General features: G+C 60.4%; 20 protein-coding genes. 10 read left to right on the top strand and 10 right to left on the bottom strand.

Annotated features, from left to right (window positions below):
- The first annotated feature begins 146 nt into the window (after positions 1 to 146).
- The 4 genes from mdtD to yccS all read left to right on the top strand — a co-directional run bounded on the left by mdtD (position 147) and on the right by yccS (position 6,757).
- Positions 147 to 1,574 carry a multidrug transporter subunit MdtD gene (gene mdtD, locus KHO07_RS02020; protein WP_075946251.1) on the top strand — a complete coding sequence of 476 codons (1,428 nt, stop codon included), beginning with the start codon at positions 147 to 149 and terminating at the stop codon, positions 1,572 to 1,574.
- Positions 1,575 to 1,679: 105 nt separating this feature from the next.
- A complete protein-coding gene (gene dbpA, locus KHO07_RS02015; RefSeq protein ID WP_244858296.1) occupies positions 1,680 to 3,017 on the top strand; it encodes an ATP-dependent RNA helicase DbpA in 1,338 nt (445 codons plus the stop codon).
- A gap of 131 nt (positions 3,018 to 3,148) precedes the next feature.
- A complete protein-coding gene (locus KHO07_RS02010) occupies positions 3,149 to 4,327 on the top strand; it encodes an NAD(P)/FAD-dependent oxidoreductase (protein ID WP_212626350.1) in 1,179 nt (392 codons plus the stop codon).
- A 246-nt stretch (positions 4,328 to 4,573) separates the two neighbouring features.
- Positions 4,574 to 6,757 (top strand): YccS family putative transporter, encoded by a 2,184-nt coding sequence (yccS, locus tag KHO07_RS02005; protein WP_212626349.1) that lies wholly within the window; start codon positions 4,574 to 4,576, stop codon positions 6,755 to 6,757.
- Between the two features lie 134 nt (positions 6,758 to 6,891).
- On the opposite strand, the gene KHO07_RS02000 is transcribed toward yccS, so the two are convergent.
- Complete coding sequence (locus tag KHO07_RS02000) at positions 6,892 to 7,629, bottom strand: transporter substrate-binding domain-containing protein (RefSeq protein WP_150734209.1); 738 nt, start codon at positions 7,627 to 7,629, stop codon at positions 6,892 to 6,894.
- A gap of 255 nt (positions 7,630 to 7,884) precedes the next feature.
- On the opposite strand from KHO07_RS02000, the gene KHO07_RS01995 reads away from it, so the two are divergent.
- Positions 7,885 to 8,337, top strand: coding sequence for a GNAT family N-acetyltransferase (locus tag KHO07_RS01995; RefSeq protein WP_150734208.1), 453 nt, complete (start codon positions 7,885 to 7,887; stop codon positions 8,335 to 8,337).
- A gap of 123 nt (positions 8,338 to 8,460) precedes the next feature.
- On the opposite strand, the gene KHO07_RS01990 is transcribed toward KHO07_RS01995, so the two are convergent.
- From KHO07_RS01990 to KHO07_RS01980, 3 genes are read right to left on the bottom strand one after another with little or no spacing between them, the layout of a single operon-like run.
- Positions 8,461 to 8,757: a winged helix-turn-helix domain-containing protein gene (locus tag KHO07_RS01990; RefSeq protein ID WP_150734207.1), complete on the bottom strand. Its 297-nt coding sequence runs from the start codon at positions 8,755 to 8,757 to the stop codon at positions 8,461 to 8,463.
- A 30-nt stretch (positions 8,758 to 8,787) separates the two neighbouring features.
- Positions 8,788 to 9,279 carry a M48 family metallopeptidase gene (locus KHO07_RS01985; protein WP_212627582.1) on the bottom strand — a complete coding sequence of 164 codons (492 nt, stop codon included), beginning with the start codon at positions 9,277 to 9,279 and terminating at the stop codon, positions 8,788 to 8,790.
- A gap of 45 nt (positions 9,280 to 9,324) precedes the next feature.
- Positions 9,325 to 11,448, bottom strand: a complete 2,124-nt coding sequence (locus tag KHO07_RS01980) for an EAL domain-containing protein (RefSeq protein ID WP_212626348.1) — start codon at positions 11,446 to 11,448, stop codon at positions 9,325 to 9,327.
- 319 nt (positions 11,449 to 11,767) lie between these two features.
- Between KHO07_RS01980 and KHO07_RS01975 the strand changes: the two genes are divergently transcribed.
- The gene (locus tag KHO07_RS01975) at positions 11,768 to 12,436 is read left to right on the top strand and encodes a polysaccharide lyase family 7 protein (RefSeq protein WP_150734205.1); all 669 of its coding nucleotides are present in this window, start codon (positions 11,768 to 11,770) and stop codon (positions 12,434 to 12,436) included.
- A gap of 67 nt (positions 12,437 to 12,503) precedes the next feature.
- On the opposite strand, the gene fba is transcribed toward KHO07_RS01975, so the two are convergent.
- From fba to tkt, 6 genes are all read right to left on the bottom strand, one after another.
- A complete protein-coding gene (fba, locus tag KHO07_RS01970) occupies positions 12,504 to 13,568 on the bottom strand; it encodes a class II fructose-bisphosphate aldolase (RefSeq protein ID WP_007981624.1) in 1,065 nt (354 codons plus the stop codon).
- 265 nt (positions 13,569 to 13,833) lie between these two features.
- Positions 13,834 to 14,166 (bottom strand): MliC family protein, encoded by a 333-nt coding sequence (locus KHO07_RS01965; RefSeq protein ID WP_150734204.1) that lies wholly within the window; start codon positions 14,164 to 14,166, stop codon positions 13,834 to 13,836.
- A 56-nt stretch (positions 14,167 to 14,222) separates the two neighbouring features.
- Complete coding sequence (locus KHO07_RS01960; protein WP_150734203.1) at positions 14,223 to 14,444, bottom strand: hypothetical protein; 222 nt, start codon at positions 14,442 to 14,444, stop codon at positions 14,223 to 14,225.
- 34 nt (positions 14,445 to 14,478) lie between these two features.
- On the bottom strand, positions 14,479 to 15,642 hold the full coding sequence (locus KHO07_RS01955; protein ID WP_150734202.1) for a phosphoglycerate kinase: 1,164 nt from the start codon (positions 15,640 to 15,642) through the stop codon (positions 14,479 to 14,481).
- A 26-nt stretch (positions 15,643 to 15,668) separates the two neighbouring features.
- Positions 15,669 to 16,727 (bottom strand): erythrose-4-phosphate dehydrogenase, encoded by a 1,059-nt coding sequence (epd, locus tag KHO07_RS01950; protein WP_150734201.1) that lies wholly within the window; start codon positions 16,725 to 16,727, stop codon positions 15,669 to 15,671.
- Positions 16,728 to 16,903: 176 nt separating this feature from the next.
- The gene (tkt, locus tag KHO07_RS01945; protein WP_212626347.1) at positions 16,904 to 18,901 is read right to left on the bottom strand and encodes a transketolase; all 1,998 of its coding nucleotides are present in this window, start codon (positions 18,899 to 18,901) and stop codon (positions 16,904 to 16,906) included.
- Positions 18,902 to 19,174: 273 nt separating this feature from the next.
- Here tkt and KHO07_RS01940 point away from each other — a divergent pair, with 273 nt between their 5' ends.
- The 4 genes from KHO07_RS01940 (at position 19,175) to KHO07_RS01925 (ending at position 23,752) form a co-directional block, all read left to right on the top strand.
- Positions 19,175 to 20,170, top strand: a complete 996-nt coding sequence (locus KHO07_RS01940) for a metalloregulator ArsR/SmtB family transcription factor (RefSeq protein WP_212626346.1) — start codon at positions 19,175 to 19,177, stop codon at positions 20,168 to 20,170.
- An 18-nt stretch (positions 20,171 to 20,188) separates the two neighbouring features.
- The gene (gene metK / locus KHO07_RS01935) at positions 20,189 to 21,379 is read left to right on the top strand and encodes a methionine adenosyltransferase (RefSeq protein WP_150734198.1); all 1,191 of its coding nucleotides are present in this window, start codon (positions 20,189 to 20,191) and stop codon (positions 21,377 to 21,379) included.
- Positions 21,380 to 21,577: 198 nt separating this feature from the next.
- Complete coding sequence (gene ligB, locus KHO07_RS01930) at positions 21,578 to 23,293, top strand: NAD-dependent DNA ligase LigB (protein ID WP_212626345.1); 1,716 nt, start codon at positions 21,578 to 21,580, stop codon at positions 23,291 to 23,293.
- A gap of 63 nt (positions 23,294 to 23,356) precedes the next feature.
- Positions 23,357 to 23,752, top strand: coding sequence for a DUF1090 domain-containing protein (locus KHO07_RS01925; RefSeq protein WP_075946267.1), 396 nt, complete (start codon positions 23,357 to 23,359; stop codon positions 23,750 to 23,752).
- Positions 23,753 to 23,859: the final 107 nt, after the last annotated feature.

The raw sequence follows: 23,859 nt of genomic DNA, 5'->3' as shown, positions 1-23,859 counted from the left end.
AAGCAGCCCCAAAACCGGCAACGGCGGACTATCAGACAGACCGCAGTCACCGGATTCACGACTGCTGCGCAGCCGAGCAGGACGATGCGGCGTTCCGACAAGCTCCCTCGCCACAGGGACCGAGCACTTTCTGACTCAGAGGTCCCATGCCCAATCGCCCGCCTCTCGACCCTGTCACCGCCCGCTGGGTGCCGTGGGTCGTCGCCATTGCGTTTTTCATGCAGTCCCTCGACGGGACGATCCTCAACACCGCCCTGCCGGCCATGGCCCGCGACCTGGCTGAAGATCCGCTGCGCATGCAGGGTGTGATCATCGCCTACATGCTTACGGTCGCCTTGCTGATTCCCGCCTCTGGCTGGATCGCCGACCGCTTCGGCACCAAGAAAATCTTCTTCAGCGCGATTCTGCTGTTCAGTCTCGGCTCATTGCTCTGCGCATTGTCGACCAGCCTGACCCAGTTGATCGGCGCCCGGGTGATTCAAGGCCTGGGCGGCGCGTTGATGCTGCCGGTCGGGCGGCTGGTGGTGCTTCGTGCCTACCCGCGCTCGGAACTGGTGCGGATCATGGGCTTCATCACCATTCCCGGCCTGCTCGGTCCGCTGATCGGCCCGACCATGGGCGGCTGGATGGTGGAGTTCCTGACCTGGCACTGGATCTTCCTGATCAACCTGCCGGTGGGCCTGATCGGTTGCTACGCCGTGTGGAAATTCATCCCCGACCTGCGCGGCTCCGAGCGCACGCGCTTCGATAGCCTGGGCTTCTTGCTGTTCGGCGCGGCGATGATTCTGATCACCGTTGCCATGGAGGGTCTGGGGGAATTGCACCTGCCGCACTTGCGGGTGATGTTGCTGTTGTTCGGCGGCATGGCGTGTCTGGCGGCGTATTGGCTGCGCGCCGGGCACATCGACAATCCACTGTTCGCGCCATCGCTGTTCAGGACCCGGACCTTTGCCGTCGGGATTCTCGGCAACCTGTTCGCTCGCCTGGGCAGCGGTGCCCTGCCGTTCCTGGTGCCGTTGTTGCTGCAAGTGGCGCTGGGCTATTCGCCGTCCCAGGCCGGGATGAGCATGCTGCCGCTGGCCGCTGCGGCGATGATCGCCAAGTGGGTGGCGCGGCCAATGATTGAACGCCTGGGCTACCGCATCGTGCTGACCGGCAACACGCTGGCGCTGGGGATCATGCTGGCGAGCATGGGCCTGGTCAGCGAGCAGACGCCTTACTGGCTGCTGTTGTGCCTGCTGGCGATTCTCGGTGCGATCAACTCATTGCAGTTCACGGCGATGAACACCGTGACCCTGATCGACCTCGACGACGCCAGCGCCAGCAGCGGCAACAGTCTGCTGTCTGTGGTCGCACAATTGTCGTTGAGCCTTGGCGTTGCGTGCGCCGGTGCATTGCTGGGCGGGTTCACGGCGGAGATTGGAAACGACGGTGTAGACACGGTTCTGGGTGCCTTCCAGCTGACATTCGTGACGGTAGGCATCATGGCGATGCTGGCCGCGACGATCTTTTCCCAGCTCTCAAAGGAAGACGGACGGCGCGTCAAACGTCCGGAACAGCACATCGAACCTTAGGGCGAATGGCCATCGGGCTGGTACACTGCGCGACATTTTGTTTTGCAGGCCAGTCCCGTGACCACCATCGCCACCGAATTTAATACTTTGCCGCTGTCCGCCGCCATGCTGGCTAACCTCGACTCCCTCGGTTATGCCCAGATGACGCCGATCCAGGCGCAAAGCTTGCCGGTGATCCTCAAGGGGATGGACCTGATCGCCCAGGCCAAGACCGGCAGCGGCAAGACTGCTGCGTTCGGCATCGGCCTGCTGAACCCGATCAATCCGCGCTACTTCGGCTGCCAGGCCCTGATCCTGTGTCCGACCCGCGAGCTGGCCGACCAGGTCGCCAAGGAAATCCGTCGCCTGGCCCGTGCCGAAGACAACATCAAGGTCCTGACCTTGTGCGGTGGCGTGTCCCTCGGCCCGCAGATCGCTTCGCTGGAACACGGCGCGCACATCATCGTCGGCACCCCGGGGCGCATCCAGCAACACCTGCGCAAAGGTTCGCTGGTATTGCACGGTCTCAACACCCTGATCCTCGACGAAGCCGACCGCATGCTCGACATGGGTTTCTACGATTCCATCGAAGAAATCATCATGCAGGCGCCGGAACGTCGCCAGACCCTGCTGTTCTCCGCCACGTACCCGGTGGGCATCAAGCAACTGGCTTCGAAGTTCATGCGCAACCCGCAGCAAGTGAAGGCCGAAGCGTTTCACGACGACACGCAGATCGAGCAGCGCTTCTACGAGATTTCCCCGGAAGAACGCATGAGCGCCGTGACCAAGGTCCTCGGCCACTTCCGCCCGGCTTCCTGTGTGGCCTTCTGCTTCACCAAGCAGCAGGTTCAGGAAACGGTCGATCACCTGACTGCCAAGGGCATCTCTGCCGTGGGCCTGCATGGTGATCTGGAACAGCGTGATCGCGACCAGGTGCTGGCGATGTTCGCCAACCGCAGTACTTCGGTACTGGTTGCCACCGACGTCGCGGCCCGGGGCCTGGACATCGATTCCCTGGACATGGTGATCAACGTCGAGCTGGCCCGTGATTCGGAAATCCACATCCACCGCGTTGGCCGTACCGGTCGTGCTGGCGAGAAAGGCCTCGCGATCAGCCTGGTCGCACCGTCCGAAGCTCAACGTGCGCAGGCTATCGAACAGTTGCAGAAATCGCCGCTGACCTGGGATCAGGTGGACAACCTCACCTCTCAGGGCGGTGGGCCGCTGCTGCCGCAGATGAGCACGCTGTGCATCGGTGCAGGCCGTAAAGATAAAGTTCGTCCGGGTGACATTCTCGGTGCGTTGACCGGTGATGCTGGCATCCCGGGTGCCCAGGTCGGCAAGATCGCGATTTTTGACTTCCAGGCCTTCGTGGCCGTGGAACGCGGGATCGCCAAGCAGGCCTTGCAGCGCCTGAACGACGGCAAGATCAAGGGCCGATCGCTGCGCGTGCGCATCCTCTGATCGACTGTAGGAGCCGGCTTGCTGGCGATGAACGATGACGCGGTCGAACAGATGGACCGCAGCGTCTGCATCGCCAGCAAGCCGGCTCCTACAGGTTTCGCGTTGGTTTGAAAATTTTTGAGGACACCGTTTTGCGCTCTACCGAAGTCGTGATCATTGGCGCTGGCGCCGCAGGGTTGATGTGTGCGCTGACCGCCGCCGGGCGCGGGCGCCAGGTGTTGTTGCTCGACCACGCGAACAAGGCCGGCAAGAAAATCCTGATGTCGGGCGGTGGCCGCTGCAATTTCACCAACATGTACACCGAACCGGGCAATTTTCTTTCGCAGAATGCGCATTTCTGCAAATCGGCGCTGGCCCGCTACACCCAGTGGGATTTCATCGGCATGGTCGCCAAGCACGGCGTGCCGTATCACGAGAAAAAACTTGGTCAGTTGTTCTGCGATAACAAATCCAGCGACATCCTCGAAATGCTGCTCAACGAGTGCGATCAGGTCGGCGTGAGCCTGCACCTGGACACCTCGATCCAGACCATCGAGAAGCTCGATAAGGGTTACTTGCTCGACACCACCCTCGGCCAGGTGACGTGCGAATCCCTGGTGATCGCCACGGGCGGCCTGTCGATCCCGACCCTGGGCGCCACCGGCTTCGGCTATCAGGTGGCCAGGCAATTTGGCCACGAGCTGCTGCCCACCCGCGCCGGCCTGGTGCCGTTCACCATCACCGATCAACTCAAGGAACTGTGCAGCGAACTGTCCGGGACGTCGGTGGATTGCCTGGTGAGCTGCAACGACCAGAGCTTTCGCGAGAACATTCTGTTCACTCACCGCGGCCTGAGTGGTCCGGCAATTTTGCAGATTTCTTCGTTTTGGGAATCCGGCGATACCGTCGAGATCAACCTGATGCCGGACTATGACGCATCAGACTGGCTGCAACAGCAGCAAGCCGAGCGCCCCAACAGCGAGCTGAAAACCCTGCTCGGTGAAATCTTCACCAAGAAGATGGCCAATCTGTTGGCGGACAAGTGGTTCGTCTCCAAACCGATGAAGCAGTACACCCACGCCGAAATCGCTGCAATCGCCGAAAAACTGGCGAGTTGGAAAGTCGTGCCGGCCGGCACCGAAGGCTATCGCACTGCCGAAGTGACGTTGGGTGGAGTGGATACCAACGAGGTTTCATCCAAGACCATGGAATCGCTGAAAAGCCCCGGGTTGTATTTCATTGGTGAAGTGCTGGACGTCACCGGGCACCTGGGCGGTTTCAACTTCCAGTGGGCGTGGGCCTCCGGCTACGCCGCCGCGCAATACGCCTGACACAACGCAATACCCGTGGGAGCAGGCTTGCCAGCGATGGCGGCCTGACAGTTAACAAAGATGTTGGATGTACCAGTCTCATCGCTGGCAAGCCAGCTCCTACAGGTTTCTTTGTGTGCCTGAAGAAATGAGGCGGGCGTGTGGTATCAAGGAACAAATTTTGCTGCCTGATGTGATCGGCGCCATTGCGTCGGCGTCATTAGTGGCTCAATTTAGCGTCATCGCCTCGGAAGGCCCTCGCACTTCATGTCATCGACTTCGTTCAGCCAGTCTCTGCGTCGCCTTTGGGCGCTGGATAAATTCAGCTACAGCGTACGGGTGTTCATTGCCCTGACCGGCACCATGGCACTGTGTTGGTATCAGGATGAAATGGGGCTGCTGATCCCGTTGTTCCTCGGAATTATCGCCAGTGCCCTGGCCGAGACCGACGACAGTTGGCAAGGCCGCCTCAACGCATTGGCGGTGACGCTGGTGTGTTTTGCCGTTGCCGCCCTGTCTGTCGAACTGCTGTTTCCCTACCCCTACCTCTTCATCGTTGCCTTCGCCCTCGCCGCGTTCTGCCTGACCATGCTCGGTGCACTGGGCGAACGCTATGGCGCGATTGCCTCGGCGACGCTGATCCTGTCGGTCTACACCATGATCGGCGTGGACCAGCGCGGTGGCGCGGTCACCGATTTCTGGCACGAGCCGCTGTTGTTGGTGGCCGGTGCGGCCTGGTACGGCGTGCTGTCGGTGTTGTGGCAAGCGCTGTTTTCCAACCAGCCGGTGCAGCAGAGCCTGGCGCGGCTGTTCCGCGAATTGGGCTTTTACCTGAAGTTGAAATCCTCACTGTTCGAGCCAATCCGGCAGATGGACGTGGAAGCACGGCGACTGGAGCTGGCGCAACAGAACGGGCGCGTGGTGGCGGCCCTCAACGCGGCCAAGGAAATCATTCTGCACCGGGTCGGCAACGGTCGGCCGGGCTCGAAGGTCAGCCGTTACCTGAAGCTGTACTTCCTCGCCCAGGACATCCACGAGCGCGCCAGTTCTTCGCATTACCCTTACAACGCCCTGGCCGACGCGTTCTTCCACAGTGACGTGCTGTTCCGCTGTCAGCGCCTGTTGCGCCAGCAAGGCAAGGCCTGTCGCGCACTGGCCGAGTCGATCCAGATGCGTCAGCCATTCATCTATGACGCCAGCTTCGCTGAAGCGCTGAGCGACCTGCACGCCTCCCTCGAACATTTGCGCATCCAGAGCAACCCGGCCTGGCGCGGGTTGCTGCGCTCATTGCGGGCGCTGGCCGCGAACCTTGGCACCCTCGACCGCTTGCTGAGCGATGCCAGTAACCCCGACGCGCTGGCGGACGCCACAGACAGCAGCCTGCTCGACCGCTCGCCGCGCAACCTCAAGGATGTGTGGATTCGTTTGCGCACGCAGCTGACGCCAACGTCGCTGCTGTTCCGCCACGCCCTGCGCTTGCCCCTGGCCTTGAGCATCGGCTACGCGATGGTGCATTTGATCCACCCGTCCCAGGGTTACTGGATCATCCTGACCACGCTGTTTGTCTGCCAACCGAACTACGGCGCCACCCGCCGCAAGCTCGGCCAGCGGATCATCGGCACCGCCATCGGCCTGACCCTGGCCTGGGCGCTGTTCGACCTGTTCCCCAATCCACTGATCCAGTCATGCTTCGCCATCGCCGCCGGGGTGGTGTTCTTTACCAACCGCACCACTCGCTACACGCTGGCGACGGCGGCGATCACCCTGATGGTGCTGTTCTGCTTCAACCAGGTGGGCGACGGTTACGGGCTGTTCCTGCCACGGCTGTTCGATACCTTGCTCGGCAGCCTGATCGCCGGGCTGGCGGTGTTCCTGTTCCTGCCGGACTGGCAGGGTCGACGCCTGAACAAAGTGCTGGCCAACACGCTGACCTGCAACAGCATTTACCTGCGCCAGATCATGCAGCAATACGCCGCCGGGAAAAGCGACGACCTGGCCTATCGCCTGGCCCGGCGCAACGCACACAACGCCGACGCCGCGCTGTCGACCACCCTGGCCAACATGCTGATGGAGCCAGGGCATTTCCGTAAGGAAGCGGATGTGGGTTTCCGTTTTCTGGTGTTGTCGCACACCTTGCTCAGTTACCTGTCTGGTCTGGGCGCGCATCGCGAAACCCTATTGCCGGCGGATGTACGCGAGCACTTGATCGAAGGTGCCGGGGTGAAACTGGCCGTCAGCATCGACGAAATCGCCCAAGGCCTGGCGAGCAAATCGGCGATTGCGATTCAGAGCGATGAGGAAGAAGCGCTGGCCAATGAGCTTGAGCAGATGCCCGATGAAATCGATGAAGGGCAACGGCTGGTACAGACACAACTGGCGTTGATCTGCCGGCAGCTGGGGCCGTTGCGGACGTTGGCCGCGCATTTGATCAAGGATACGAGTGAGGATTGAGATTTGCGCTGGCTGGGTTGGCCTCTTCGCTGGCAAGCCAGCTCCCACAGTGTCCGGTGATGCACACAGGATCTGTGCCTAGCAAAAATGCCTTGTAGGAGCTGGCTTGCCAGCGATGAAGCCTGCAGCCCCATCTACATCCCATGCTGCTTGAGCAAACGCTCATAGCTCCCATCCGCCTTCATCGCCGCTATCGCCCGGTCGAAGCCGGCGACGATTTGCTCATGCCTGGGGTTCTTCAGGCTGACCAGGATGTGCAAACCATTCTCGCTCAGCGGCTTGGGCAGGAACTCCACGGCATTGCGCACTTTGGCGGGCTCACGGGCCAGGTAATAACGTGCGACGTATTCATCTTCCAGGGTCAGCTTGACCCTGTCGGCGGCAACCATGCGCACGGCCATCGCGAAACTGTGCACCGGGATCTTTTGCAGCGACTGGTCTTCATCGAAGGCCGGTGAGTAGGCGTACCCTCGCACCACAGCAATCGGATAAGTATGCAGTTGCTGCAGATTGTTGAATTCGATGGGCGCGTCTTTGCGCTTGAGAAAGCGCACGCGGTTGACCAGGTACTCACTGGAGAATTTTCCCAGTTTCGTGCGCTCTTCGGTGTACCAGGCGTTGACCAGCACGTCGTATCGGCCCTCGCTCACGCCCAGCAGGGCGCGCGCCCAAGGCACCTGTTCGAAGTCACTGGCATAACCGGCCCGCGCCAGTGCGGTGCTGACAATGTCCGTGGCCAGACCGCCATTGACCAATGTCGCGTCGGTAAACGGCGGCCAGGCGTCAGCCACCAGCCGCAGCTTTTCCGCTGCCGCACTGTGAGTCAGCAACAGCAATCCAATCAAAGCAAAGGCTCGATGCAATCGCGGCATGCTTGAAAATCCTTAGCGGGCGGCTACCCGACGTGTTTTCAGCCAAAACCCCAAGACCCGGTAACAGCACAAACAGGCACTAAACGGTAGCTCATTGAAGCCACTGCGCATCGCTTGATTCCAGATTACACAAAGAAGACAACGCCGCGCTAAATGAATGATGGCATTTTGGTCTTTGTCACAGATTTCTCTGCCATAAAGACATCCAGCGCCCAGACGCTTAGTATCGAAGAGACGTTTTCAGGGAATCAGAACATGACAATCAGTTGGGTCTGCAAACACCACAGTGATCTGGGCAAAGAACAGCTGTATGCCATTTTGCAGCTGCGCAGCGAGGTGTTCGTCGTCGAGCAAAAGTGCATTTATCAGGACATCGATGGCCAGGATCTGGAAGGCGATACCTGCCATCTGATGGCGTGGGACGGCGATCGCCTCGTGGCGTACCTGCGCTTGCTCGACCCTGAGCTGCAGGGCGGCGATGTGGTGATCGGCCGGGTGATCATTGCCGCACAGGCGCGGGGCACCGGGCTCGGCCATGAGCTGATGGCTCAGGCATTGAAGCAGACCGAAAAGCGCTGGCCGGACATGCCGGTGTATCTTTCGGCGCAGGCGCATTTGCAGGGGTATTACGGGCGGTACGGGTTTGTGGTGGCGGGTGAGGCGTATGTCGAGGATGGCATTCCTCACATTGGCATGCGGCGTTCCTGAGGACGCTATCGCCGGCAAGCCAGCTCCCACAGTGATCGCGAGCGCAGCGCAAATTTGCAACCCGCCTCGGAACCTGTGGGAGCGGGCTTGCCCGCGATAGCGTCAGCACTGGTAGCGAGAAACTCAGGGATACTCCAACACGTTTTTTATCTGCCGCAAATTACGCTCGATCCACCCCCGATCAATCGCCCCCCAGTCGCGAATCCGGTAGCGGCCGGCATGGTTGCGCGCGCCTTCTTCCTGCTCGAATTCGCAAACGATATCCAGGTCGGCCAGCGCCGCGAGGGTGTCCTGGGCTGTGCGACGGGGCATGCCGGTGACCTCGGTCAGCGCCGGAACACTGCTGGCCAGGCCGCTATCGATCAGGTACGCCACGTACAAGCGGCGGTAGAAGCTGCTCTTGGTCTTGCTCACGTCCATCCCTGTGCCTCTTGTTATTCGGAAGATCTTTTATTGCATGTCCCGCCACGTCAGGTACACCCGCACATCAAACTCCACCTGGTGATACCCCGGCAGCATGTGTTCGCACAGTTTGTAGAATGCCTTGTTGTGATCGGACTCTTTGAAGTGCGCCAACTCGTGCACCACGATCATCTTCAGAAAGTCCGAAGGCGCTTCCTTGAACAGTGAAGCGATGCGGATTTCCTTTTTTGCCTTGAGCTTGCCGCCCTGCACCCGGGAGATGGTGGTGTGCAATCCGAGGGCGCGGTGCGTCAGGTCCAGGCGGTTGTCGAACAGCACCTTGTCGATGGCCGGGGCGTTGCGCAGGTATTCCTGCTTGAGGTCCAGCGCGTAGGTGTACAGCGCTTTGTCACTCTGCACGCCGTGCTGGTCCGGATAGCGCTTGCTCAAGTACTCGCCCAGCCGACCTTCGGCGATCATCTGGCGCACTTGGTCCTGCAAGGAAGCGGGATAGGCCTGGAGGTATTTCAACGCAGTCATCGCAGCGGCAACACAGATCATGAACAGGTCGCCAGTGTAGCGAATTCAACCGGTCAACGCGCTCCAGTCGAACGGCTGCGCGAAGTGGCCGGTGTCTTCGGCCATCATCGGACGCGCCACGAGGAAGCCCTGCACATACTCGCAGCCATTGGCTTGCAGCCACTGATATTGCGCGACGGTTTCCACCCCTTCGGCGATCACCAGCATGCCGTACTGCTTGCACAACTCAATCACATTGCGTACCAGCGCCGCGTCCCGTGAAGACTCGGGCAGGCGAGCGATCAAATGCCGGTCAAGCTTGAGCGTGTCCAGTTCCAGGTCGCGTAAATGGGACAGTGAGCACGGGCCGGAACCGAAATCATCCAGCGCGACCCTGACCCCGAGATTACGCAGCAAACGCAGCTGTTTACGGGTTTCTTCGGGGTTGAGCGTCAAGGCTTCTTCCGTCACTTCGACTTCCAGGTGACGCGCCTGCAAACCATGACGCTCCAACACCTGACGCAATTCGGTGACCAGGTTAGGCATGGCGAACTGCGTGCTGCTCAAGCTGACGCCCAGCACCAGATCTTCGGCAAACAGGGCTTCCCAGGCTTTGCGCTGCCCGGCACTGCGTTGATAAATCCAGCTGCCCAAGCGACTGATCAACCGCGCCTCTTCCAGCAACGGCAAAAACAGCCCCGGCGGCACGTCGCCGACGCTCGGATGCTGCCAGCGCAAGAGTGCTTCAAAGCCGCGAATCCGGCCGTCGGCAATGGCCACCTGGGGCTGATAAACCAGGTTGAAATCACGGTTCTCGATAGCGTCGCGCACGCTTTCTTCAAGCATCAGCCGTGAGCGAGCCCGGCCATTCATTTCATGATCGTAAAAACGATACTGCTGGCGACCGGCGCGCTTGGCTTCGTACATCGCGATGTCCGAAGCCCGCAGCAAGCCGTCCAGATTGGCACCGCAATCCGGGAACGTGGCAATGCCGATGCTCGCGCCCAGCGCGATATCCAGACCATCGATCTGCTGGCAGATCGATACGCGCTCAATCAGCTTCTCGGCGATCTTGGCCGCTTGCTCGGGGAACTCCAGATCCAGCAACGCGGTGAATTCGTCGCCGCCCATGCGCGCCAGAATGTCGAAGGGCCGCAAGCAGGCCTTCAACTGCTCGGAGACCCAGCGCAACACCCGATCACCGGCATCGTGGCCGAGGGAATCATTGACCCGCTTGAAACCATCGAGATCGAGGTACATCAGGACCCAGGCACTGTCGGTTCGCTCACCACGCAACAGCAGGTTTTCCACGGTCTGGTAGAAACCCCGGCGGTTGAGCAACCCGGTCAGCGGATCGGTCACCGCCTGGAATTCAAGTTGCTGGTGCAAGTGGCGCACCACCGACATGTCCAGCACGGTGACCACCATCGCATGCTGCTCGGCAGACAAGGGAGCGCAGGACAATGCCACGGGCACCTGTTGGCCGGGGGCGGTTCGCAACAACGCGTCGTGCAGGCGCAATGTCTCACCGCGTTTGTAGCCGGCCAGCAAGTCCGAATCGGCCCACACCGGAATGTGCGGCTTTTGCAGGTAATCCAGAAATTCCTTGCCTTGCAGCTCCTGCACCGTGGCACTGAGCAGGCGCGACATCGCCGGGTTGGCGAAGCGGATCAGACCGTCCTCGTCCACCACCAGGATGCCTTCGGCGGCGTTGTCCAGCACCGAGGCGTTGAAGGCGCGCGCGACCTCCAGATCGTGGCTCAGGCGCTGCAAGGCACGGCGATTGCGCTGGTGCTCCAGCAACGCCTGGACCTTGGGCTTGAGAATCTGCGGGTCGAACGGTTTGAACAGGTAATCCACGGCGCCACTGGCATAGCCCTTGATCACGGCGTCCTGGGACTGTTCGTTGGCGGTCAGGAAAATAATCGGCGTCAGCCGTGTCCGTTGGCTGCCTCGCATCAGCCGCGCGACTTCGAACCCGTCCATGCCCGGCATCTGCACATCCAGCAGCACCAGGTCGATATCGTGTTCAAGCAACAGACTGAGCGCCTCGAAACCCGAGGCCGCGGTGATGACGTGCCAGTCCTGGCGCTGCAACAACGCGCGCATGCTGATCAGGTTTTCAGGGTAATCATCGACGATTAATAACGTTGAGTTGCCTTCAATTGGCGGGGGGTGCGCGCATTCCATGCTGCTTCTCTATTCGGGACGTCAGGCCGGTTTCTCGTGAAAACCGGACAATTACTGTGCCTTCACTCTAGACCGGGATCAACAAAATCAGAAGCTGTCAGTACGCCATCACCTAACTAAAGGGTTAATTCGCCGACTAACGGTCGCCTCTGCAAGCCGCTAAAAACGGGAAAGATGGCCTTTTAACAGGATTTTGACGTCATCCATTTGTCGGTCCGACATTAACAAAGCCGCCACCTGCGCTTATAAAGACCGCCCTCCAAGGCGCGTGCTAGAGCTTCTGGCACGTGCGTGCAGCATAATCTGTGGAAGCTATTTTATGATCGACCTCGCAACCTGGAACCTCAGCGTTCCCGTCGGCAGCCCGCCCTACACTGTTGAGACCTCCAAACTGGTGAACGGCTTCAAGGATCAATACTTCCATTCAGATACCGGCGTGCTGTTTTTCTGGTCGCCAGTGACCGGCTCCAAAACCGAAAACGCAATCTACCCACGCACTGAACTGCGCGAGACCTACAGCAACGGCACGCTGCGCAACTGGTATTACCCGGATGCCGACAACTTGCTGCGCGCCACCCTCACGGTGAACCAGGTGCCGAGTTCCGGCAAGATCGTCATCGGCCAGATTCACGCTTACAACAGCCAGAAACCGATGGTCAAACTCGAATACCAATACAAGACCAGCAGCGAAACCGGCAACCTCGTCATTAAAGTCAGAATGCACCCAACCGACGCCGAAAGCCGGGTCATCACCCTCGCCACCGGCGTCAAGCTCAATCGTGAATTCAACTACCTCATCCACCTGAGCCCCGGTGGCGCACTGGGCGTCAGTGGCGCGGGTTACCAGTGGGACACCAACATCAGCGCTACCTGGCGGGACAAACCGTTGTATTTCAAAGCCGGGGTGTATGTGCAGGACAACACCGGGTACACCAGTGAAGGCGGGAAAGTGACATTTAGCAAGCTGGATATCGATCACGATAAATAGGCAGACCTGCGCCCACAAAAAAACCCGCCTCTCGGCGGGTTTTTCATGCAATTCAAACGCTGAAGTCTTAGTTGACCTTGGCGTTCAACTCACCTTTGAGGTAACGCTGATACATGCCTTCCAGCGAGATCGCCTTGATCTTCGAAGCGTTGCCGGCGGTGCCGAAGGCTTCGTAACGAGCGATGCACACGTCGCGCATGGCGGTGACGGTGGCGCCGAAGAATTTACGTGGGTCGAATTCGCTCGGGTTGGTGGCCATCAGGCGACGCATTGCGCCAGTGGACGCCAGGCGCAGGTCGGTGTCGATGTTGACCTTGCGCACGCCGTGCTTGATGCCTTCGACGATTTCTTCAACCGGTACGCCGTAGGTTTCTTTGATGTCGCCGCCGTACTGGTTGATGATCGCCAGCCACTCTTGTGGTACCGAAGACGAACCGTGCATCACCAGGTGAGTGTTCGGAATGCGCTTGTGGATCTCTTTGATGCGGTCGATCGCCAGCACGTCGCCGGTAGGTGGCTTGGTGAACTTGTAGGCGCCGTGGCTGGTGCCGATGGCGATGGCCAGGGCATCCACCTGGGTGCGTTTTACGAAATCGGCGGCTTCTTCCGGGTCAGTCAGCATCTGGCTGTGATCCAGAACGCCTTCGGCGCCGATGCCGTCTTCTTCACCGGCCATACCGGTTTCCAGCGAACCCAGGCAGCCCAGCTCACCTTCTACCGAAACGCCGCAGGCGTGAGCCATGGCTACGGTTTGCTGGGTAACGCGGACGTTGTAGTCGTAGTCGGTCGGGGTCTTGCCGTCTTCGCCCAGGGAACCGTCCATCATCACCGAGCTGAAGCCCAGTTGAATGGAGCGCTGGCAGACGTCAGGGCTGGTGCCGTGGTCCTGGTGCATGCACACCGGGATGTGCGGGAATTCTTCGATGGCTGCCAGGATCAGGTGACGCAGGAACGGCGCGCCGGCGTATTTGCGAGCACCGGCCGAAGCCTGGACGATCACCGGGGAGTCAGTCTTGTCAGCGGCTTCCATGATGGCGCGCATCTGCTCAAGGTTGTTGACGTTGAAAGCTGGAACGCCGTAGCCGAACTCGGCTGCGTGGTCCAACATCTGGCGCATGCTGATAAGTGCCATTGTGTGTGTCTCTCCCGGTTGAGGGTCGTTAATCGTGCCAGCCTGCCGGAGCGGCGGCGGCTATTCAAGTTATTGCAGATCGGGGGTTGGCCCGGACTGCGAATTCGGTGTTACCAAAATCTCAAGAACTACAAAAAACCCTGTGGCGAGCGAGCTTGCTCGCGCTCGGCTGCGAAGCAGTCGTCATCCGGCGAACCTGATCGGGACCGCTTCGCGCTCCAGCGGAAGCAAGCTCCCTCGCCACAACAGCCCAGCGGCCGGAGTTTTATTGCGCCTTACAGCCACGCCCAATCAAATCATTGGTGGCGACCCAGTAAACCAGGCCTTCCTCACCGTTTATGTGAAACGCCAGCATGTTGTCGCTGTACAGCGAACCCGACGCGCCCGGTTCTTCCTTCAGGCGATAGACCTGATCGGCGCCACCCAGGCGTACATCGACTTGCGTGCGGCTGTCATCGGTATAACGCCAGAGCACTTTGGCCTGACTGTCGCAGGTCCACGTGGTCCAGTTATCCGCCGGGGCGGACGACTGGAACGGGTTCAAGTTGGCGCATCCTGCCAGCAGTGCCAGCGCCGCAACGGCGATAAAACCTTTCATCCGTGTTCCTCGGCTGACGGCGCACGCCAACAGCCCTGAGTAAAGAGTCAGACCCGTCAAGGACAACCATGTTCCTTGGCAGGGGTCTGTGTCTCGTATTTGTCCAGACCATCAGGCCCTGAGCGCTTGTTGAGCACCGGATTGGTTTCCGCCTGCCAGTCGGCCTGGTAGCAACCGTTCTGGGGCGCCGTCGGCGCAGGCTCCGGGGTGGCTTTCGGGTTACTCCCGCAAGCCGCCAGCGAACCCGCGACGATCAACAACGCTAACGACTTGACCATAAGAACACTCCCTTGCCTGGTCAAACGGGCGGCCTCAGGCCTTGGCCCGGCTTTCCAGGACTTCAACGGCTGGCAACACTTTGCCTTCGACGAATTCGAGGAACGCGCCGCCGCCGGTAGAAATGTAGGAGATCTGCTCAGCAACGCCATACTTATCGATGGCTGCCAGCGTGTCGCCGCCGCCAGCGATGGAGAACGCCGCGCTGTCGGCAATGGCCTGGGCCAACACTTTGGTGCCGTTACCGAACTGGTCGAATTCGAACACGCCGACCGGGCCGTTCCACAGGATGGTTTTCGACGACTTCAGCAGCTCGGCGAAGTGGGCAGCGGTCTGCGGGCCGATGTCGAGGATCATGTCGTCGGCAGCAACGTCAGCGATCAGTTTGACGGTCGCTGCTGCGCTTTCGGCGAATTCCTTGGCAACCACCACGTCTACCGGCAATGGCACGCTGACTTTGGCGGCGATGGCGCGAGCGGTGTCCAGCAGGTCCGGCTCGTACAGCGATTTGCCGACCGGGTGACCGGCAGCGGCCAGGAAAGTGTTGGCAATGCCGCCGCCGACGATCAACTGGTTGCAGATCTGGCTCAGGCTGTTCAGCACGTCGAGTTTGGTCGAGACCTTGGAACCGGCAACGATGGCGGCCATTGGCTGGGCCGGGGCGCCGAGGGCTTTGCCCAGTGCGTCCAGCTCGGCAGCCAGCAGCGGACCGGCCGCGGCGACTTTGGCGAACTTGGCCACGCCGTGGGTCGAACCCTCGGCACGGTGAGCGGTGCCGAAAGCGTCCATCACGAATACGTCGCACAGGGCGGCGTATTGCTTGGCCAGGTCGTCGGCGTTCTTCTTCTCGCCTTTGTTGAAGCGCACGTTTTCAAACAGCACGATGTCGCCGGCCTTGACGTCAACGCCGCCCAGGTAATCGGTCACCAGCGGCACTTCACGGCCCAGGGCCTTGCTCAGGTAGTCGGCGACTGGCTTGAGGCTGTTCTCGGCCGAGAACTCGCCTTCGGTCGGACGGCCAAGGTGCGAGCAGACCATCACGGCCGCGCCTTTTTCCAGGGCCAGCTTGATGGTCGGCAGCGAAGCCAGGATTCGCGCATCGCTGGTGACAACACCGTCCTTGACTGGGACGTTGAGGTCTTCGCGGATCAATACGCGCTTACCTTGCAGATCGAGGTCGGACATCTTCAACACGGTCATGGGTCGCATTTCCTGAGTAGCTGATCTTAGAGAGCAGGTTTTTTTGAAGTCGCTGTTTGCAGATAGTGATCTGCAACGTCCAGCATTCGGTTGGCAAAACCCCATTCGTTGTCGAACCAGGCCAGGATGTTCACCAGCCTTGGGCCGGAAACACGGGTCTGACTGGCATCGACGATCGCCGAATGTGGGTCATGGTTGAAATCACAGCTTGCATGGGGAAGCTCGGTGTAGGCCAACAGCCCTTTGAGCGGGCCGCTGGTAGCCGCCTCACGCAGGATCCGGTTGACCTCCACGGCGTCGGTATCGCTGACGGTCTGCATCGTAATGTCGAGGCAAGACACGTTGACCGTCGGCACACGTACGGCTTTGGCCTGAATTCGTCCGGCAAGTTCCGGCAACAGGCGCTCGATGCCCCGCGCCAGACCAGTGGACACTGGGATCACCGACTGAAACGCCGAGCGGGTACGGCGCAGATCTTCGTGGTGATAGGCATCGATCACCGGCTGATCGTTCATCGCCGAGTGGATGGTGGTGATCGACACGTACTCCAGGCCAATCGCCTGATCCAGCAGACGCAACAGCGGCACGCCGCAATTGGTGGTGCAGGACGCGTTGGACACCAGCAGCTCGTCGCCGGTCAGGCAATCCTGGTTCACGCCATAGACGATGGTGGCGTCGACATCCGCCTCGCTGGCCATCGGCTGGGAAAACAGCACCCGTGGCGCGCCGGCGTCGAGGAAGCGCTGGCCGTCTTCACGGGTGTGATAAGCGCCGGAGCACTCCAGCACCAGATCGACGTCCAACGACGCCCAATCGATGCCTTCGGGGGTGGCACTGCGCAGGACCTTCACGCAGTCGCCATTAATATGCAGACAATCGCCGTCGACCTTCACTTCCCCGGGGAAACGCCCGTGAGTGGAGTCGAAGCGTGTCAGGTATTCGATGCTGGCCATGTCGGCCAGATCATTGATCGCGACAATTTCAAACCCGGCCGACGAGCCTCGCTCGAACAACGCACGCAAGACGCAACGACCAATCCGGCCGTAGCCGTTGAGTGCAACTTTGTAGGGACGCGGTTGAGGCATTGGGTTCTCGATTACCGTGGTGAATCCGATAGTGCAGCATCGCCTGAACTACCGCTATCGCGGGCAAGCCCGCTCCCACAGGTTTTCTGGTGTTCACAAGATCTGTGTTCACTGGAGATTCCTGTGGGAGCTGGCTTGCCAGCGATGGCGTCAGATCAGACGACACATCTTCTGGATCAGTCTTCCAGCAGCTCTTCAGCCTGACCCAGGATGTTTTCCAGGGTGAAGCCGAACTCTTCGAACAAGGCAGGCGCAGGCGCCGACTCGCCGTAGGTGGTCATGCCGATGACGCGACCTTCCAGGCCCACGTACTTGTACCAGTAGTCCGCGTGAGCGGCTTCGATGGCGATACGGGCGCTGACCTGCAAAGGCAGAACCGATTGCTTGTAGCCGGCGTCCTGGGCATCGAACACGCTGGTGCACGGCATGGAAACCACACGCACGTTGCGGCCTTGCTCGGTCAGCTTGTCGAAAGCCTGAACAGCCAGACCCACTTCCGAACCGGTGGCAATGAGGATCAGTTCAGGCTCGCCTGCGCAGTCCTTGAGCACATAACCGCCACGGCTGATGTCGGCGATCTGGCCGGCGTCACGGGTTTGGTGCTGCAGGTTCTGACGCGAGAAGATCAGGGCCGAAGGACCGTCCTTGCGCTCCAGGGCGTTTTTCCAGGCCACGGCCGACTCAACGGCATCAGCTGGACGCCAGGTGTCGAGGTTCGGTGTGCAGCGCAGGCTGGCCAGTTGCTCGATTGGCTGGTGAGTCGGGCCGTCTTCGCCCAGACCGATGGAGTCGTGGGTGTAGACGTGGATCACACGTTGCTTCATCAGGGCAGACATGCGCACCGCATTGCGAGCGTATTCCATGAACATCAGGAAGGTCGCGCCGTAAGGCACCAGGCCGCCGTGCAGGGCAACGCCGTTCATGATCGCGGTCATGCCGAATTCGCGCACGCCGTAGTACATGTAGTTGCCGCTGGCGTCTTCGGCGGTGACGCCTTTGCAACCTTTCCACAGGGTCAGGTTGGAACCGGCCAGGTCAGCCGAACCGCCAAGGAACTCAGGCAGCAGCGGGCCGAACGCGTTCAGGGCGTTCTGGCTGGCTTTACGGCTGGCGATGGTTTCGCCCTTGGCCGCGACTTCGGCGATGTAGGCTTCAGCCTTCTCGGAGAAGTCGGCCGGCAGTTCGCCGCTCAGGCGACGCACCAGTTCGTTGGCTTCGCTCGGGAAGGCGGCGGCGTAGGCAGCGAAACGCTGGTCCCACTCGGCTTCGACCGCGCGGCCGGCTTCCTTGGCGTCCCACTCGGCGTAGATGTCGGCCGGGATTTCGAACGGGCCGTGGTTCCACTTCAGCGCAGCGCGGGTCAGGGCGATTTCCGCATCACCCAGTGGGGCGCCGTGGCAGTCTTCCTTGCCTTGCTTGTTCGGCGAGCCGAAGCCGATGGTGGTTTTGCAGCAGATCAGGGTCGGCTGCTCGCTTTTGCGCGCAGTCTCGATCGCGGTCTTGATCTCTTCCGGGTCGTGACCGTCGACATTGCGGATCACTTGCCAGTTGTAGGATTCAAAACGCTTCGGGGTGTCGTCGGTGAACCAGCCTTCGACTTCACCATCGATGGAGATGCCGTTGTCATCGTAGAAGGCAATCAGTTTGCCCAGGCCCAAAGTACCGGCCAGGGAAGCGACTTCATGGGAAATGCCTTCCATCATGCAGCCATCACCCAGGAATACGTAGGTGTGGTGGTCGACGATGTTGTGGCCAGGACGGTTGAACTGCGCCGCCAGGACCTTTTCAGCCAGGGCAAAACCCACGGCGTTGGCCAGGCCTTGGCCCAGCGGACCGGTGGTGGTTTCAACGCCCGGGGTGTAACCGAGCTCCGGGTGACCCGGCGTGCGGCTGTGCAGCTGGCGGAACTGCTTCAGGTCTTCGATCGACAGGTCGTAGCCGGTCAGGTGCAGCAGCGAATAGATCAACATCGAGCCGTGACCGTTGGACAGCACGAAGCGGTCACGGTCAGCGAACGATGGATTGCTTGGGTTGTGCTTGAGGTAGTCGCGCCAAAGCACTTCGGCGATATCTGCCATACCCATAGGGGCACCGGGATGGCCGCTGTTGGCTTTTTGCACGGCATCCATGCTGAGGGCACGAATGGCGTTGGCACGCTCACGACGGCTAGGCATCGCTGTTCTCCTGCGGGTTCTGAATCGAGAGTGATAAAAATGAAACGGAAAAAAGGCGAGCATTTTCCCTCACACGGACGCCTCGGGGCAATGACAGATAGTCATCTGGAGGCGTTTTTCCAATGGATTACCAGGGTTTCGCCTGGTGAAACCTTTCCGCCGTTCGTTTGTTGACTGAAGCTAACGTTAAGAAGTGCCATCTATCGTGCAATATCAAAACTTTTTGATATTGCTCTTGCGATGCTTCCAGTGCGTGACTAGACTGCCGGCCTTATGAATTTACGCATGCCTTCCATTCGACATGACGATTGCGATGAGCTGGCGGCCCTGTGCAAGGCCGGCGGCGATCCTCTACGCCTGAATGTTTTGCGTGCGCTGGCCAACGATTCGTTTGGCGTGCTGGAACTGGCGCAAATCTTCGGCATTGGCCAGTCGGGCATGAGTCACCACCTCAAGGTACTGGCCCAGGCCGACCTGGTGGCGACCCGCCGTGAAGGCAACGCGATTTTTTACCGTCGCGCCCTGCCCCACACCGAGCTGCTGGGCGGCAAATTGCACGCAGCCTTGCTCGAAGAAGTGGATGAGCTGAGCTTGCCGGTCGAAGTCCAGGCACGGATCGCCCAGGTACACGGGCAACGGGCTGCGGCCAGCCAGGACTTCTTCGCCCGGGTGGCGGAGAAATTTCGCGCCCAGCAAGATTTGATCGCCGGCCTGCCGCAGTACCGCGACAGCGTGCTGGCGTTGCTCGACAAGCTGGGTTTCGGTGAAGGCAGCACGGCCATCGAAGTCGGCCCCGGTGACGGTGCGTTTCTACCGGAACTGTCCAGTCGTTTCTCCCAGGTCACCGCTGTGGATAACAGCCCGGCGATGCTTGAGCTGGCACGCGAAGTTTGTGAGCGCGAATCGCTGACGAACGTCAGCCTGCAACTCGCCGATGCATTGAACGGCGTCAGCCTCAAGGCTGATTGCGTTGTATTGAACATGGTGCTGCACCATTTTGCCGCACCGGCCGATGCGCTCAAGCACATGGCCAAATTGCTGCAACCAGGCGGCAGCCTGTTAGTAACAGAGTTATGTAGCCACAACCAGAGTTGGGCCAAGGAGGCCTGCGGTGATCTCTGGCTGGGGTTTGAACAGGACGATCTGGCCCGCTGGGCCACCGCTGCGGGACTCGCTCCCGGGGAAAGCCTGTATGTAGGCTTACGTAATGGTTTCCAGATTCAGGTCCGCCATTTTCAGCGACCACCTGGCGACACTCACCATCGGTAAATTCAGGAAAACATCGAGATGAGCGAATACTCCCTTTTCACCTCCGAGTCCGTGTCTGAAGGGCATCCGGACAAAATCGCCGACCAGATTTCTGATGCGGTGCTGGACGCCATCATTGCTGAAGACAAGTTCGCCCGTGTGGCGTGCGAGACTCTGGTGAAAACGGGCGTTGCCATCATCGCCGGCGAAGTCACCACCACGGCCTGGGTCGACCTGGAGCAGATCGTTCGTGACGTGATCACCGACATTGGCTACAACAGCTCCGACGTTGGCTTCGACGGCGCGACCTGCGGCGTGATGAACATCATCGGCAAGCAGTCCCCTGACATCAACCAGGGTGTCGACCGTGCCAAGCCTGAAGATCAGGGCGCCGGCGACCAGGGCCTGATGTTCGGCTACGCCAGCAACGAAACCGACGTGCTGATGCCGGCACCGATCACGTTCTCGCACCAGCTTGTTCAAAGGCAAGCCGAAGCCCGCAAATCCGGCCTGCTGCCATGGCTGCGTCCGGATGCCAAGTCGCAAGTGACCTGCCGTTACGAAGGCGGCAAGGTAGTCGGTATCGACGCCGTTGTTCTGTCGACCCAGCACAACCCGGACGTGTCGTACAACGACCTGCGCGAAGGCGTGATGGAGCTGATCGTCAAGCACGTGCTGCCTGCCGAACTGCTGTCCAAGGACACCCAGTTCCACATCAACCCGACGGGCCAGTTCATCATCGGTGGCCCGGTGGGCGACTGCGGCCTGACCGGTCGCAAGATCATCGTCGACAGCTACGGCGGCATGGCTCGCCATGGTGGCGGCGCGTTCTCCGGTAAGGATCCATCGAAGGTTGACCGTTCGGCCGCCTACGCCGGTCGTTACGTGGCCAAGAACATCGTCGCTGCCGGCCTGGCCGAGCGCTGCGAGATCCAGGTTTCCTACGCGATCGGTGTTGCTCAGCCGACTTCGATCTCGCTGAACACCTTCGGTACCGGCAAGATCAGCGACGACAAGATCGTCAAACTGGTCCGCGACGTGTTTGACCTGCGTCCATACGCGATCACCACCATGCTCGACCTGCTGCACCCGATGTACCAGGAAACCGCTGCGTACGGCCACTTCGGTCGCACCCCGGCTACCAAGACTGTGGGTGACGACACCTTCACCACGTTCACCTGGGAAAAAACCGACCGCGCTGACGACCTGCGCTCCGCAGCCGGCCTGTAAGTCTTCCCTGGCGGTAGCAAAAGCCCCGCACGGTTCGCCGTGCGGGGCTTTTTTGTGGGTGGCCACAGAAGCGCGACGGGCAGCGTTCGGACGATCTTTCGACCTTCCAGTATCGAAACACACTGAAAAACACCCGCCCGGGCAACCTCGCAAATCCTTCCTAATCTTCAGGCAACTCATTGAGCAAGGAAGCTCGCGATGCCTTCTAACCTGCGCCTGATTTTCATTTTTGTACTGGGTTTTGCCGGCTTGAGTGCGGACGCCGCCCAATGCCCCGACTGGCTCCCCGATCGTGCCTCAAACGAAATCACCGCACTGCAAAAGCAAATAGACCTCTGGGACGACAACTATCACCGCCAAGGTCGCTCCCTGGTCGCCGACGAACTCTACGATCAGTCCCGTGCACGGCTCAATGAATGGCGCCAGTGCTTCAATGTGAGCACCACCGCAAACCCGCTACGCACTGCGCGCGGCACACTCGCGCACCCCGTCGCCCATACCGGCCTGGACAAATTGCGCGATGCGCAAGCTGTCGAAAACTGGCTGCGCGGCCGTACGGATGTCTGGGCACAGCCCAAGGTGGACGGCGTGGCAGTGACCCTGATTTATCGCCAGGGCTTGCTGACCCAGGCCATCAGTCGCGGCGACGGCACCCAGGGCCAGGACTGGACCTCTTCGGCACGCCGGATGCCTGCTATCCCCCAACACCTGTCCCAACCGCTGGACCTGTTGGTGCAAGGCGAACTCTACTGGCACCTGACCGATCACGTGCAGTCCCGGGCCGGCAGCCTCAACGCTCGCGCCACGGTCGCCGGCTTGATGGCTCGCAAACGGTTGAGCGCCGAACAAGCCGCCGGGGTCGGCCTGTTTGTCTGGGAGTGGCCTGAAGGCCCTGCGCACTTGCCGGATCGCATCGCCAAGCTCCATGAGCTGGGCTTTGCGGATACCGCGGTTTTCAACCAGGCGATCGATGCCTTCTCCGACGCCGAACGCTGGCGCGAGCACTGGTACCGCTCGCCCCTGCCCTTTGCCAGCGACGGAATCGTCTTGCGCCAGGGCAAACGCCCCCCTGCTGACCGTTGGCAGGCCAAACCGCCTGACTGGAGCGTCGCCTGGAAATATCCCTTCGCCCAGGCCATGGCCGAAGTACGCAAGGTGAGCTTCAAGATTGGCCGGACCGGGCGGATCACCCCCGTGCTGGAGCTTTCGCCGGTGATGCTCGATGACCGACAAATCCAGCGAGTCAGCGTGAGTTCTTTGCAACGCTGGCAGGCACTGGACATCCGCCCTGGGGATCAGGTCGCCATCAGCCTGGCCGGCCTGACCATTCCGAGGCTCGACAGTGTGGTGTTACGCAGCAGCGAAAGGGTGGAAATCCGCGTGCCGCAGGCGCAGGGCTTTCATTCATTGAGTTGCTGGCTGCCGTCACCAGACTGCGAGCAACAGTTTCTCGCACGCCTGACCTGGCTCAGCGGCAAACAGGGTCTGGCCCTGCCCCACGTCGGCCCTGGTACATGGGAAAAACTTCTTGCAACAGGTCGCCTGAACAGTCTTCTGGATTGGTTGACCCTTGATGTTCAAGAGCTTGCTAACATTGATGGTTTCGGCGAGCGCAGCGCTGCTCGACTGATGAACAGTTTTCACGCTGCCCGGCAACGACCTTTCGCCCGCTGGCTGAAAGCCTTGGGGCTACCGCCTACGGGGCAGGCGCAGTTGGGCGGGTCATGGCAGGCACTGGCACAACGGGACATTCAACAATGGCAGGCCGAACCGGGCATCGGCCCGGGGCGCGCGGCGCAGTTAACTGCATTTTTCCGCGACCCGCAGGTCCTGGCTTTGAGCGCAACACTGGGTGAGGCAGGCATTGACGGGTTCAAGCAACCGCCGACACCCGCCGAACCGGGAACCCAATAGTACCGATGGGCTCAAACAAGCCATCGCCGCATCGACAAGATTGCCTTTTCACATGGAGCTTTTATGAAATTTCTTTCACCGCTGGCCCTGTTGACCCTTTGCAGCGTAATGGCCGCTCCATTGATGGCCGCGGAAGACGCGCCAGGCCTGACCGGCTGCGCGGCCAAGAAACAAGGCATCATCAACCAGATCGAGCTGGCCAAATCCCACGGCAATGCCGACCAGCAGGCCGGCCTGGAAAAGGCCCTCAGCGAGGTCACTGCCCACTGCACCGACGCCTCGCTGAAAAAGGAACGGGAAAACAAGGTGCTCGAAGCCAAGCACGAAGTCAGCCAGCGTCAGGCCGACCTCGACAAGGCCATGAAAAAAGGCGACCCCGAGAAGATCAACAAGCGTAAGGACAAACTCGCCGAGTCCCGCAAGGAATTGCAGGAAGCCGTGGACGAGCTGGATAAGTAAGACGCTCCGGGCTGATGGCGTGAAGCGCATTTTGTGGCGAGGGAGCTCGCTCCCGCTGGGTTGCGAAGCGACCCCAAAACCAGCCACCGCGGTTAGTCAGACAGACC

This window comes from Pseudomonas sp. PP3, from assembly GCF_905336995.1.
GTDB classification, from domain to species: Bacteria; Pseudomonadota; Gammaproteobacteria; order Pseudomonadales; family Pseudomonadaceae; genus Aquipseudomonas; species Aquipseudomonas reinekei.
The sequence above is the reverse complement of the archived record's forward strand: the minus strand, read 5'-3'. Positions and strand labels throughout refer to the sequence as shown.

Coding starts and splice junctions, on each gene's coding strand:
- metK (WP_150734198.1), top strand. CDS start 20,189: ATGAGCGAATACTCCCTTTTCACCTCCGAGTCCGTGTCTGAAGGGCAT.
- dbpA (WP_244858296.1), top strand. CDS start 1,680: ATGCTGGCTAACCTCGACTCCCTCGGTTATGCCCAGATGACGCCGATC.
- epd (WP_150734201.1), bottom strand. CDS start 16,727: ATGCCTCAACCGCGTCCCTACAAAGTTGCACTCAACGGCTACGGCCGG.
- KHO07_RS02000 (WP_150734209.1), bottom strand. CDS start 7,629: ATGCCGCGATTGCATCGAGCCTTTGCTTTGATTGGATTGCTGTTGCTG.
- KHO07_RS01940 (WP_212626346.1), top strand. CDS start 19,175: ATGAATTTACGCATGCCTTCCATTCGACATGACGATTGCGATGAGCTG.
- tkt (WP_212626347.1), bottom strand. CDS start 18,901: ATGCCTAGCCGTCGTGAGCGTGCCAACGCCATTCGTGCCCTCAGCATG.
- KHO07_RS01975 (WP_150734205.1), top strand. CDS start 11,768: ATGATCGACCTCGCAACCTGGAACCTCAGCGTTCCCGTCGGCAGCCCG.
- KHO07_RS01990 (WP_150734207.1), bottom strand. CDS start 8,757: ATGGACGTGAGCAAGACCAAGAGCAGCTTCTACCGCCGCTTGTACGTG.
- ligB (WP_212626345.1), top strand. CDS start 21,578: ATGCCTTCTAACCTGCGCCTGATTTTCATTTTTGTACTGGGTTTTGCC.
- yccS (WP_212626349.1), top strand. CDS start 4,574: ATGTCATCGACTTCGTTCAGCCAGTCTCTGCGTCGCCTTTGGGCGCTG.
- KHO07_RS01965 (WP_150734204.1), bottom strand. CDS start 14,166: ATGAAAGGTTTTATCGCCGTTGCGGCGCTGGCACTGCTGGCAGGATGC.
- fba (WP_007981624.1), bottom strand. CDS start 13,568: ATGGCACTTATCAGCATGCGCCAGATGTTGGACCACGCAGCCGAGTTC.
- KHO07_RS01980 (WP_212626348.1), bottom strand. CDS start 11,448: ATGGAATGCGCGCACCCCCCGCCAATTGAAGGCAACTCAACGTTATTA.
- KHO07_RS01955 (WP_150734202.1), bottom strand. CDS start 15,642: ATGACCGTGTTGAAGATGTCCGACCTCGATCTGCAAGGTAAGCGCGTA.
- KHO07_RS01960 (WP_150734203.1), bottom strand. CDS start 14,444: ATGGTCAAGTCGTTAGCGTTGTTGATCGTCGCGGGTTCGCTGGCGGCT.
- KHO07_RS01995 (WP_150734208.1), top strand. CDS start 7,885: ATGACAATCAGTTGGGTCTGCAAACACCACAGTGATCTGGGCAAAGAA.
- KHO07_RS01925 (WP_075946267.1), top strand. CDS start 23,357: ATGAAATTTCTTTCACCGCTGGCCCTGTTGACCCTTTGCAGCGTAATG.
- KHO07_RS01985 (WP_212627582.1), bottom strand. CDS start 9,279: ATGACTGCGTTGAAATACCTCCAGGCCTATCCCGCTTCCTTGCAGGAC.
- mdtD (WP_075946251.1), top strand. CDS start 147: ATGCCCAATCGCCCGCCTCTCGACCCTGTCACCGCCCGCTGGGTGCCG.